Raw genomic sequence first — 12479 nt, forward strand, 5'->3', positions numbered from 1 at the left:
TTGGGGCCATCGCCGCTTTTGGGTAGACTGCGCGCTGGTTTTTCGAAAATACCCTCGATGACCGGCTGTCTCGTCGTAAGGACATGTTTACCTTGTGGCGGTGCGGGCTCTTATCGAAAGGCCTGCGACGCCGCGGTATTTCAGGTTTTTCTGCGTCAGAGCTTCTTTCTCTAGAACTTATTTCTTCAGAAGTTATTTCTTCAGACCTTCTTTCTCCAGACTCAAGGACGCGCCAGGCGCAATGCGGCTCAAATCGATCAAGCTGGTCGGCTTCAAATCCTTCGTCGATCCGGTCACCGTGCCCTTCGACAGCAACATGACGGCGATTCTCGGCCCCAACGGCTGCGGGAAATCGAACGTCATCGATGCTGTGCGCTGGGTGATGGGCGAGTCCAGCGCCAAGAATCTGCGCGGCGAGTCGATGACGGATGTCATCTTCAATGGCTCCACCGGGCGCAAGCCGGTGGGGCAGGCCTCCATCGAGCTGACCTTCGACAATGCCGATGGCAGCCTCGGGGGCGCCTGGTCCGAGTACGCCGAGATCGCCGTCAAGCGTCTGGTGACGCGCGATGGCCAGTCCGGCTACTTCCTCAATGGCCAGAAATGTCGCCGGCGTGATATCGCCGACGTCTTCCTCGGCACCGGCCTCGGGCCGCGCTCCTACTCCATCATCGGTCAGGGCATGATCTCGCAGCTGATCGAGGCGCGCCCGGATGACCTGCGCAGCACCCTCGAGGAAGCCGCGGGCATCTCCAAGTACAAGGAGCGCCGCCGCGAGACCGAGAACCGCATGAAGCGCACCCAGGAGAACATGGAGCGCCTGGATGACCTGCGTGAGGAGCTCGACAAGCAGCTCGAGCGCCTCAAGCGTCAGGCCGAGGCCGCCAAGCGCTATCAGACCCTCAAACAGGACGAATATCGCCTCAAGGGCGAGCTGGCCGTGTTGCGTCGGCGGGGCCTGCGTGCGCAGCAGCGCGAGCAGCAGTCACGCGTCGCGGAGCTGGAAACCGGCGTCGAGCGCGAGATTCTCGGTCAGCGTCAGTGCGAGAGCCAGCTGGAAGAGCAGCGCTATCAGCACGACGAGCTGGCGGGAGAGCTGGAAACCCATCAGGCCGCCTTCTATGAGACCGGCGCCCAGATCGCGCGCCTCGAGCAGAGTCTCGAGCACGCCCGCACCCGTGAGCAGCAGCTGGCGGCGGATCTCGAGATGGCCAGGCGTGAGCTGAGCGACATCCAGCGCGTCGAGGGTGAGGACGGCGAGCGCCTCGAGATGATCGATGCGCGCCTGGAAGATATCGCCCCGGAACTCGAGCTGGCCCGCGAGACCCTCGAAGGGCTCGAGCTGTCATTGGAGGAGGCCGAAGAGCGCCGCCAGGACAGCCAGAGCGAGTGGGAGCGCTTCAGTCAGGCCGACAACGAATCCCAGCGTGGCGCCGAGCGGGCCCAGAGCGAGATCCAGCAGCTCGAGAATGCCATCGCCGATGCCGAGCGCCAGCGCGAGCGCCGTCGCCAGCAGCTGGCGGAGCTGCCGGATGTCGCCGAGTTGCGTGAAGCCCGCGAGGAGCTGCGCGAGCAGCTCGATGAATTGTCGCTCAGCGGCGAATCGCTGGAGTCGCGTCGCGAGCAGGCCAGTGAAGCCCGTGAGCAGGCCCAGGCTGATCGTCTGGCGCTGGATGGAGAGCGCGATCAGCTGCGCCAGCGTCGCAACGTCCTGCAGGGCGAGAAGGCCTCGCTTGAGGCACTGATCGACGCGGCGCTGCGTGACGACGATGACAGCCTGGCGAGCCACCTGGAGCAGCACGGGCTCGCCGAGACCCCGGCGCTGGCCGAGGGGCTCGAGGTCGCCGAGGGCTGGGAATCGGCCAGTGCCTGGGTGCTGGGCCCCTTCCTCAAGGCGCGCCTGGCGGCGAGCGAGCCGTCGCGTCTGGCCACGCTGATGGATGAGCTGCCCGGCGGCGAGCTGTTGCTGGTCGATGGCACGCCGGCGTCCAGCGCGGCAGACCGACCCGCTGGCACCCTGGCGGCGCAGGTGAGTGGCGCGGATGCCTTGGCCGGCTGGCTGGCCAGCATCCACTGTGTCGAGTCGCAGGCAGCCGCCTGGGCCAGGCGTGATTCTCTGGCCGCGCACGAGAGCGTGCTGACCCCGGATGGCCTGTGGTTGGGGCAGGGCTGGAGCCGCCGTCAGGTGGCCGGTGAACGTGCCGATAGCGTCATCGCCCAGCGGGCGCGCCTCGAGCAGGTCGTGCTGGAACTCGAGTCACTGGATGAGCGTCTCGAGGAGATCGAGACGCGTCTGGCCGCAGCCGCCGAACAGATTGCCGGCGCCGAGCAGCAGCTCGAGCATCTGCGCGTCGAAGAGCGGGAGCTTGGCGAGCGCCAGCGTGAACTCAGTCTCAAGGAGGCCGGCATCGCCAGCCGCCTGGAGCATGTCGATGGCCGCGCTCGTGAGCTGGATGAGGAGCTCGAGCAGCTGGCGGAAACGCGCGAAACTCAGGCCCTGACGCTGGAGGAGGCGCGTGAGCGCTGGCAGCAGGCATTGGAGGCGGTCGAGAACAATGCCCAGTCGCGCGAGTCGCTGGAGCGTTCACGGCGCGAACATCAGGAGGCGCTGGCCGGGCTGCGTGCCCAGCTGGCGCCCGCGCGTGAGCAGGTCAACCGTCTCGACATGGAGCGTCAGCGCCTGACCACCGAGCGTGACGGCATGCAGGGCCAGCGCATGCGAGCCGTCGAGCAGCGCGAGAAGCTCGCCGAGCGCATCGAGATGCTCGAGGCCAGCCGCGAAGAAGCCTCACTGCCGCAGGAAGAAGAGCGCGAAAAGCTCGAGATGCTGCTCGAGACGCGTCTGTATCAGGAAACCAAGCTCAACGCCTGTCGTGACAAGACTCATGAATTGGTCGAACAGATGCGTCAGGCGGAACAGTCGCGTCAGACTCATGAGCGCAATCTCGAGGGGATTCGCCAGCGCCTCGAGGAAGGCCGCATGCAGGTGCAGGCGCTGTCCCTCAAGGGCGATGCGCAGGACGAGCAACTGGTGGAACTGGGCTATGACGAGGCGGCGATCGCGCAGCTCGAGGACGAGCTGGACCCCAATGCCACCGAATCGGCCTGGAGCCACAACCTTGAGCAGATCGGCGAACGCATCAAGCGGCTGGGGGCCATCAACCTGGCGGCCATCGAGGAATACGACCAGCAGGCCGAGCGTCGCAACTATCTGGAAGCCCAGCATGCCGAGCTGAGCGAAGCGCTGGAGACCCTCGAGCGCGCCATCCGCAAGATTGATCAGGAAACACGGGTGCGCTTCAAGGACACCTTCGACAAGGTCAATGCCGGAATCCAGGCGCTTTTCCCCAAGATCTTCGGGGGCGGAACCGCATGGTTGACGCTGACTGGTGATGATTTGCTGGAGACGGGAGTCGCGATCATGGCGCGGCCACCGGGCAAGAAAAACTCCACCATTCACCTGCTGTCAGGCGGCGAGAAGGCACTGACGGCACTGGCGCTGGTCTTCGCCATCTTCCAGCTCAATCCGGCCCCGTTCTGCATGCTCGATGAGGTGGATGCACCGCTGGATGATGCCAACGTCGGACGCTATGCAAGGCTGGTGAAGGAGATGTCGGAAAGCGTACAGTTCATCTATATCACCCATAACAAGATCGCCATGGAAGCGGCAGATCGGCTGATGGGTGTCACCATGCAGGAACCCGGCGTCTCGCGCCTTGTCTCTGTAGGGATAGAAGAAGCTGCCGTGCTTGCCGAAGCGTGAGGGAAAAGCCGTTCAGGAGGGCAAGGTCATCCTCCGGCGCGGTAGCCAGTGGCCGCCTTGGCGGCCTAGTTGGCAAGATCGTGTTGCATCTAGAGATCGAAAGCACTACGAGTTTGCGTCATAGTGTCAGTCAGGGATAATTGAAGGGCGATTGCGCAGGTCACCACCACAGGATTGACATTCGAAAAAATGTCCCCTTTTTCTGCAATCGCGCTATGCTGTTCACGTGCATGGTGCCCAAGCAAACAGGCTAATGACCCATGGAATTGAGAGAGTGGCTCATCTTGTTGGGGTTGGTGCTGGTCGCAATCATCGTCGTTGACGGTGTGCGCAGGCTCCAACGTCAACGTCGAGTACCCCGACTGGATCGAGCGGGTACAGAGGATTCCACCGACGATGCGGGCAATCCCGCGGTGGAAGAAGAGGAAGAACGTGACAACTGGGAGCTGCCGAACGGCGGCTACCGGGTGGTTGGCGATTCCGAGACGCATGCCGAGGACGAGGAAGATGTCGTGCTCGACAATGCGCACGGCATCAAGGCCTCGCGGGTGACTCAACCGAGTCGTCCAGCGCAGCCCATGGAGCGTCGTGAAGCGCCGGAGCGCAAGGGCTTCGGCGAGCGTGCGGCTGCCTTCGGTGCACGTGCCAGCCAGTCAATGCGCGACGTGACGGCCAGTCTGGGCGCACGGCGTGATGACGAGCACGACGAGGCGCATCGTGAGCCCGTGCTCGGCAGCGCCTCCAGTGAGCAGGCCGAGACGGCGCGCGAAGACGACTTCCATGAGAAGCCGGTGATCACCGCCGAGGACGACAGCATCAGCGTCTCCTCCACCCAGGCCGATGATCTCGAGCCGATGGCCGAGATCGAGGAAGGTCAGGATGTCAGGACTGAGGCGTCCTCCGCTGGCAAGCCGGCCGATGTCGCCGACAGTGCTTCCCAGCGCCAGGAACCTTCACTGGAAGCGGCCGCCGCGCCTGCTGCCGATGCCACAGCGCCCGAGGATGATCGTCATCCGCTGGTGCTGCGTGCCGAACGCAATCAGGTCGATGACCAGCTCGCACGTGACACCCTGGCCGATGCCAGTGAAGTCATCATCATCTCGGTGATGGCGCGTGGCGATGAAGGCTTCAGCGGTGAAGACGTGCTGGGCATCTCGCTGGCCTGTGGTCTGCGTCATTCCGAGATGGGGCTGTTCCTGCGCCACGAGGAAGATGACGACGACAGCCCGCTGCAGTTCGCGATGGCCAACGTGGTCAAGCCGGGCATCTTCAAGCCGGCCGAGATGGTGGACAGCCAGCTGGATGGCGTCACCTTCCTGATGCCGCTGCCGGGCGCGGATGACACCTCTGCCGCCTTCGAGACCATGGTCGAGATCGCCATGCTGCTGGTGCGTCGTCTGGGTGGTGAGCTGAAAGACGAGAACCACAGTGTGATGACGGCCCAGACCATCGAGTTCAAGCGCCAGCAGGTGCATGAGTTCGAGCGTCGCAATCGTCTGCATCGCTACCAGGCCAACTGATCGACTCCCCAGCCATTCTCTGAGTCGACCAGTCATGCCAGAACGCCAACGGCGACCTTCGGGTCGCCGTTGGCGTTTTCATATCCTGCCGGCCTCTTGCAGCCTCTGATGCTCCCTGTCAGCCCCTGCCAGTCGCCCTGAGTGCTTGAATGTGTGGCCTGTCGATCACATTGAGTACAATGGCAGCATCAAGGCGACCCCTCCGCATGCAAGCCTTTGCAAGCTCTTGCAAGTGCGTCAGGTCGGAGGGTTCGCCACCCGTTTTCAGGTCGCTCAGCGCTGCCTTCTGGCAGTGCTGGCGAGCCACTGTTTCGAGTGAGTGTCATGTCAGCCCAGGATGATCTGTTTTCGGCGCCCGCCGATGATTCCAACGCCGCGAGCGCTTCCCGCTCCGCTGCACCGACCGCGGTGGAAGGCGTGCCTGCCAAGGTGATGGAGGAGGTCGCGCAGCTGCATCGCGAGCTGCTCGAGGCCAGCCACCGCTATTACGTGCTGGATGATCCGACGCTGACTGATGCCGGCTACGACACGCGCCTGCGTCGCCTCGAGGCGCTGGAAGCCGAATATCCCCAGCTGATCACCTCGGAATCGCCCACCCAGCGTGTCGGAGCCGCGCCGGCCAGCGGCTTCGAGGAAGTGCAGCATGCGGTGCCGATGCTATCGCTCAACAACGCCTTCGATGACGATGAACTGCGTGCCTTCGTGCAACGTGCGGCGAAAACGCTGGAGCTGGGAGACGCCCAGGATGCGGGTGACGAGCTGAGCTTCTGCTGCGAGCCCAAGCTCGATGGCCTGGCCGTGTCGCTCATCTACGAGAATGGCGTGCTGGTGCAAGGCGTGACGCGCGGCGATGGCCGCACCGGCGAAGGCATCACCACCAATCTGCGCACCATCCGTTCGATCCCGCTCAAGCTGCGGGGTGATGATCTGCCGGAGCTGCTGGAAGTGCGCGGCGAGGTCTACATGAGCCACGCTGGTTTCGAGGCGCTGAACGCGCGCGGCCGCGACGAGGATGGCAAGGTGTTCGCCAACCCGCGCAATGCCGCCGCCGGTAGCCTGCGCCAGCTGGATTCCAATATCGCCGCCTCGCGTCCGCTGGAATTCTGCGCCTATCAGGTCGCGCGGGTGGACGATGCACTGCTTGCCAGCGAGGCCGGTCAGAATCATTCCGGTCTGATGGCGCTGCTCAACGACTATGGCTTCCGCACCAGCCCGCAGCTTGAGGTGGTGCGCGGCGCTCAGGGCATCATCGACTACACCCGCCGCCTCGGCGAGCAGCGTGATGGCCTCGATCACGACATCGATGGCGCGGTCATCAAGCTCGATGCACTGCGTCTGCAGCGTGAACTGGGCTTCGTGGCGCGCGCGCCGCGCTGGGCCATCGCCTACAAGTACCCGGCGCAGGAACAGGAAACCACCCTGGAAGGCGTCGATTTTCAGGTCGGACGCACTGGCGCGCTGACACCGGTCGCCCGGCTGGCACCGGTGCAGGTCGCCGGCGTGGTGGTGTCCAACGCCACACTGCACAACATGGACGAGGTGGAACGTCTCGGCGTGCAGATCGGTGACAGCGTCATCATCCGCCGCGCCGGCGATGTCATCCCGCAGGTGGTGCGGGTCGCCAGCGAAGGCGCCAGCCGCGAAGCCATCGTGCTGCCGGACGGCTGCCCGGTGTGCGGCTCCGAGATCGAGCGCCTCGAAGGCGAGGTGGTGGCACGCTGCGCGGGCGGACTGATCTGCGCCGCGCAGCGCAAGGAAGCCCTCAAGCACTTCTCCAGCCGCAAGGCGCTGGATGTGGATGGCCTCGGTGAGAAGCTGATCGAGCAGCTGATCGAGCGTGAGCTGGTCAAGACGCCGGCGGACCTGTTCCATCTGGAAGCTGCCACCCTGGCCGAGCTGCCGCGCATGGGCGAGAAGTCCGCCGCCAATCTGGTCGCCTCGCTGGACAAGAGCCGCAACACCACCCTGGCGCGCTTCATCTATGCCCTCGGCATTCGGGAAGTCGGTGAAGCCACCGCCGCGAATCTGGCCACGCACTTCGGCACGCTTGAAGCGCTGCGCGCAGCCGATCAAGCCGCGCTGGAGGCGGTGGAAGATGTCGGCCCCATCATCGCCGCGCATATCCATACCTTCTTCCAGCAGCCGACCAACAACGAGACGCTGGAAGCGTTGCTCGCCTGTGGCCTGAGCTGGGAGGAGGTCGAGATCGGTGAGCGCCCCCAGCCGCTGGCAGGCCAGACCTGGGTGCTGACCGGCAGCCTCGACAGCATGACGCGTGATGAAGGCAAGGCGCGTCTGCAGGCGCTGGGCGCCAAGGTGGCGGGCAGTGTCTCGAAGAAGACCGCCGGTGTGGTCGCCGGCGAGGCAGCGGGCAGCAAGCTCGAGAAAGCCATGCAGCTGGGCCTCACGGTGCTGGACGAAGAGACCTTCGTGAAGCGCCTGGCCGAATGGGAATCCGGTGCTGATGCACAGCAGGACAATCCGCAAGACAGTGCGCAAGACAGCGCGGGAGAGGATGCATGAGTACGGATACGCTGAACGATGCACCGCAGGCGGCGCCACGCCACCCTGATGATGGACAGGAGCTACCCATGAGCCAGATGCCACTTGATCAGATGGACCCGCGGGACCGCTTCATCGAGGTGCCGCAGACCATGCTGCCCGCCGATACACGGCGCGCCCTGCTGGAAGCCTTCGTCACCCGTCAGGGCTACGACACCACCGATGTCGGTGAAGGCATGGCCGGCTGGGTCGCGGAGCTGGAAGGCCAGCTGTCACGCGGCAAGCTGTTGATCGTCCATGACATCGGCACCGAATCCACCGAGGTGATGACTCTGGAGCAATGGCAGTCCTTCGGTCGCCAGCTGGCGGACGACGAGGAAGAGGGCGACTGAGCCCAGCCAGCGGTCATGCTGTGTTGAGCATGCCCTGATCCTTGCTCTGCCCCTGACCTCGGGGCCGGAAACGACAACGCCCCTGGCACAGGCCAGGGGCGTTGTCGTTCATGAAGCGCCAGTTGTTGCACCAGTTGGTGCGGTTAGTGGCGTCTGGCGATGCGCCGGATCATGCGAACCACATCGGCACGACCAGGCTCGAGATCAGCAGGATCAAGGCCCCGCCCAGGCGCGAGGAAATCTGCGCGAAGGGCATCAGCTGCATGCGATTGGCCGCCGAGAGTACGGCGACGTCACCCGTGCCGCCCATGTTGGCCATGCACAAGCCAGCGGTGATGGCGGACTCGATGGGATAGAAGCCGACCAGCTTGCCCACCAGACCCGCACCGAAGGCGGCACCGGCGACGACACCGAACACGATCACCACGTAGGTGATCGTGATGGCATCGATCACCTGGCCCAGATCGGTATAGGCCACGCCGATGCCGAACAGCAGCGCGAAGGTCCAGTTGCCTGCCACGAACCGGAACCATTGGGCGGCGGCCTGATTGATGTTCTCCGGTACCAGGTTGGCGCACTTGAGTACGGCGACCGCGATGATCATCAGCGCGTAGGGGTGCAGCGGAATGACCTTGCCGAGAATCTGGCTGGCGACGAAGAAGCTCAGGGCAATCACCATGCCGATGCCCAGCTGGGACAGGTCAGGCGTGCTCTTCTCTTCGCGGACATTGACGCCCGGCATCATCTGGCCGCCACCGGTCAGCGACGGGAAGCGCTTGCCAAGCCCGTTGAGCAGCCCGGCAATGATGATGGCGAAGACATTGCCCAGGGCCAGTGCCGGCACCAGGATCGAGATATAGTAGCTGGCCGGTTGCCCCAGCAGCTGCTCGTAGATCTGGCTCATCGGCACGGCGCCGGCGCCCATGCCGCCGCCCATGATGGGCAGGGCGATGACCATGACGGCATCCTTGGGCGAGAAGCCCATGACCCAGCCGACCAGCATCGCGAAGAGCGCCGCGAACAGCACTGAGCACAGCAGTGGCAGCGCGAAGCGGGCCCCGACCTTGACCAGCACGCGGGAGTCCATGCCGAGAATGCTGCCGGTGATCAGCGCCGCGATGTAGAAGTTCAGAAAGCCACCGGCCTTCATGAACTCACTGACATTCGCCGTGACTTCCTGCGGCAGCCAGCCGCTGTAGACCAGCGCTGCGGCGCCGAAGATGGCGAGAATGGCGCCGCCACCCAGATAGCTGTTGATGATCGGCAGGCGGTCACCCAGAAATCCCAGCAGCTCCCCGAGAATCATCATGACCAGCAGCGCGCCGATCATGCCGGCAGGCAGGGTGTCGGTAGCGATGGCGGCGACAAGAACCAGGAAGGACAGGGCGAAGATCGGTAGCGACATGCCGAAGATGCGCGTCTTCTGCCAGGGGGACTCTGCGGCAGGCGTGGCCGTGGCGGTCTGCGAGGAATGTGTCATGCATGCTCCTTGTCCTGCACTCTGTCGTTGCAGGACCTGTTGTCATGCCCGGACGCGTTGGCGTGGCATCGCGGGATCGTTTGGGGCGGGGAAGGGACATCATGTTCGCGCACTGGATGCGCGTCACAGGGAGCTTACGGTGTGGCTCCCGAGGGCCAAGTTTTGCGAATTAAAGAAAGCCTTTTGAAACTTATGAAAGCGCCGGCTGCCGCTCGCCCATGCGCCGGGCCGAATGGCCATGCCACCAAGGGGGCACATGGCTTGTCCGGCGTGTTGCGGCATTCTCAACCCGGGCTGAGCGCGCTGACCTCATTGCTCGCCGCCGGCATGGTGATCGTCAGCCTGCTGGTCGCGGCCTGGCTCTTCAGTGTCCAGCTGGAGCGGACCCAGCGCGAGATCCAGGGCCAGCGCATTGCCGCTCTTGCCCAGCGTATCGCGCGTCTGCCCGAGGTGCGTTCTGCCCTGAGCGAGGCCAGCTCACCGCAGGCTGCGCCTCCCGTCGCGAACAGCCGCCTGGCGGCACGCATCGAGCGACTGCGTCAGGAGAATGCCGTCGACTTCATCGTGGTGATGCGTCCGGATGGCTTGCGGCTCAGTCACCCGGACCCCGCACGCATCGGGCAGCCATTCCAGGGTGGCGACGAACAGCGTGCGCTTGCCGGTGCCTCCTACCTCTCCGAATCCCGCGGCACGCTCGGCGAAAGCCTGCGCAGCTTCGTTCCGGTCATGGCGAATGCGTCCAAGGGCGGTGAGCGCGCCGTCGTCGGTGCGGTGGCCATCGGTATCACGCTGGACTCCCTGGGGCGGCGTCTGGCCGATGAGAAGCGTCAGCTGCTGCTCGGGCTGGGCGTGTTGATGCTGTTCGGCACGCTGGGCGCACTGGGACTTGCGCGCTATCTGCGCAGGCAGCTCAAGGGACTGGAGCCGGCGGCCATCGCGCGGCTGGTGGAGGAGCATCAGGCGGTGCTGGCCAGCCTGGAAGAGGGCATCATCGTGGTCGACCCCGAGGGGCGGATCACGCTGGTGAATGCCGCGGCGCGCGAGTTGTTGGGGGCCTTGCCGACGCTGGGCGAGCGCCTTGATGACTGGCTGCCCGACACCGGCATGCGTGAGTGCCTTGTCGCGCGCCAGCCGGTGAGCGAGCAGGAAGAGGCCCGCTTGCGCCAGGTCACTCACGGCGGGCGGCGATTGCTGGTGCGTTGCCAGCGGGTGCATGATGGCGAGCTGCTGATGGGCGGCGTGCTGGTACTGCGCGAGCACGACCGCATGCAGCGCCTCGCCGAGGAGCTGACTGGCGTCCGCCGTCAGGCGGAATCACTGCGTGCCGCGCGTCATGAGTTCCGCAATCGGCTGCATGTGCTGTCGGGCCTGACACAGATGCAGGACCTCGCCGGTCTGCGCGATTATCTTGCGTTGCTGGTGGAGCGGGAGTTGCCGGCGGATGCCGCGGCCGCCGAGCGCATCGCGGACCCTCTGCTGGCAGGCCTCTTGATCGGCAAGCACAGCGAGGCTCGCGAGCGTGGCATCGCGCTGGCGGTCGAGCTGGAGATCGAGTGCCATCATGGCCGCTGCGCTGAGTGGGGAATGTCACAGGACGAGGGCGCTCAGGCCGAGTTTCCGGTGCTGGAGCGTAGCCTGAGTCATGATCTGGTCAGCGTGATCGGCAATCTGCTCGACAATGCCTTTGAAGCGCTGGAGGAGGTGGGCGCTGACGCTCACGCCCCGTCTGTGACCCTGGGGTTGATGCTGGAATCACTGGAGGCGTCGGCAGAGGCGCAGTTGTCGATCAGCGTGGCGGACAACGGCCCCGGCCTGCCGACGGAGCTGAGGCAGACGGCACGCATGGCGGGGGTGAGCAGTCATGGAGAAGGCCGCGGGCTGGGCCTGTCGCTGGTGCAGGAGATCGTGACCGTGCGTGAGGGCGAATGGCACCTCTATGCGCCCTCGGGCGGCGGTACCCTGGTCGAGCTGACCCTGCCTTGCCGACTGCTGACTGGCGCGGCGCCCTGATAGGGGGCCGCGCATCACGGGATGGCGTTGCGGCCGGAACTTGCACAACGAAGGAGCCAGAGCGCATGCGTGTGCTGATAGTCGAAGACGACCCCATGGTCATGCGTCTCAATGTCGAATACCTCAGTCGCATCGACGGCATGCGCCTGGTGGCCCAGTGCGAGGATGTCGCGACGGCACTCGACGTACTGGCGCAGGAAGCGGTGGACCTGGTGCTGCTGGATGTCTACCTGCGCAGCCGCAGCGGGCTGGAAGTGTTGCGATGGCTGAGGCGCCACGCCGCCCCCGATATCCAGGTGATCCTGATCACCGCCGCCAGTGAGGCGGACACGGTGCGCAGCGCACATGCGCTCGGGGTGTGCGATTACCTGGTCAAACCCTTCAGCTTCGCCCGTTTTCAGCAGGCGTTGGCACTGGCGCGTCGCGGGCGCCAGCAGCTGGAGAGCCTAGAGGGTGAAGTCAGCCAGCAACAACTGGACCAGCTCTTCGGCGTGCAAGGGCTGGTCAGCGGCGCTGCGGGCGCGGTACCCGAGGGGCGCCTGCCCAAGGGCGTGACGGCGGCGTCACTTGCCCTGGTGGCCAGTGCCATCATGGCGCTGCCGCGTGAGGAAGGCAGCTTCACCAGTGAGGCGTTGCTGCCTGCCACCGGCATGTCGCGTGTGACCATCCGCAAGTACCTGCGCCATCTCGCGGCCTGCGGCATGCTCAGTGAGGCCTTCCACTACGGTCAGATCGGCCGGCCATCCTTCACCTATCAGGTCATCGACCGTCAGGCCCTGTCCAGACAGTGCCGTCAGGCCTGAGTGATACCG

General features: G+C 64.9%; 7 protein-coding genes. 6 read left to right on the plus strand and 1 reads right to left on the minus strand.

Features of this window, described 5'->3' with window-relative positions; translation table 11 throughout:
* Nucleotides 1-241: 241 nt before the first annotated feature.
* The 4 genes from smc (at nt 242) to QD356_RS10815 (ending at nt 8177) form a co-directional block, all read left to right on the plus strand.
* The gene (smc, locus tag QD356_RS10800) at nt 242-3763 is read left to right on the plus strand and encodes a chromosome segregation protein SMC (protein WP_192838620.1); all 3522 of its coding nucleotides are present in this window, start codon (nt 242-244) and stop codon (nt 3761-3763) included.
* Nucleotides 3764-4176: 413 nt separating this feature from the next.
* The gene (locus QD356_RS10805) at nt 4177-5283 is read left to right on the plus strand and encodes a cell division protein ZipA C-terminal FtsZ-binding domain-containing protein (RefSeq protein WP_279877794.1); all 1107 of its coding nucleotides are present in this window, start codon (nt 4177-4179) and stop codon (nt 5281-5283) included.
* A gap of 432 nt (nt 5284-5715) precedes the next feature.
* Entirely contained in the window at nt 5716-7806 is a 2091-nt protein-coding gene (gene ligA, locus QD356_RS10810) for an NAD-dependent DNA ligase LigA (protein ID WP_225996550.1), read from the plus strand.
* Nucleotides 7807-7898: 92 nt separating this feature from the next.
* Nucleotides 7899-8177, plus strand: a complete 279-nt coding sequence (locus QD356_RS10815; RefSeq protein ID WP_043333752.1) for a YheU family protein — start codon at nt 7899-7901, stop codon at nt 8175-8177.
* 169 nt (nt 8178-8346) lie between these two features.
* Here the strand turns inward: QD356_RS10815 and QD356_RS10820 are convergent, their stop codons facing one another.
* Nucleotides 8347-9657 carry a 2-hydroxycarboxylate transporter family protein gene (locus tag QD356_RS10820; protein ID WP_043333707.1) on the minus strand — a complete coding sequence of 437 codons (1311 nt, stop codon included), beginning with the start codon at nt 9655-9657 and terminating at the stop codon, nt 8347-8349.
* Between the two features lie 192 nt (nt 9658-9849).
* Here QD356_RS10820 and QD356_RS10825 point away from each other — a divergent pair, with 192 nt between their 5' ends.
* The gene (locus tag QD356_RS10825) at nt 9850-11667 is read left to right on the plus strand and encodes a sensor histidine kinase (protein WP_225996549.1); all 1818 of its coding nucleotides are present in this window, start codon (nt 9850-9852) and stop codon (nt 11665-11667) included.
* Nucleotides 11668-11732: 65 nt separating this feature from the next.
* Nucleotides 11733-12470 (plus strand): response regulator, encoded by a 738-nt coding sequence (locus QD356_RS10830; protein WP_043333708.1) that lies wholly within the window; start codon nt 11733-11735, stop codon nt 12468-12470.
* The last annotated feature ends 9 nt before the right edge of the window (nt 12471-12479 follow it).

The sequence above is a fragment of the Cobetia sp. 2AS genome (assembly GCF_029846355.1).
Classification (GTDB): Bacteria; Pseudomonadota; Gammaproteobacteria; order Pseudomonadales; family Halomonadaceae; genus Cobetia; species Cobetia amphilecti.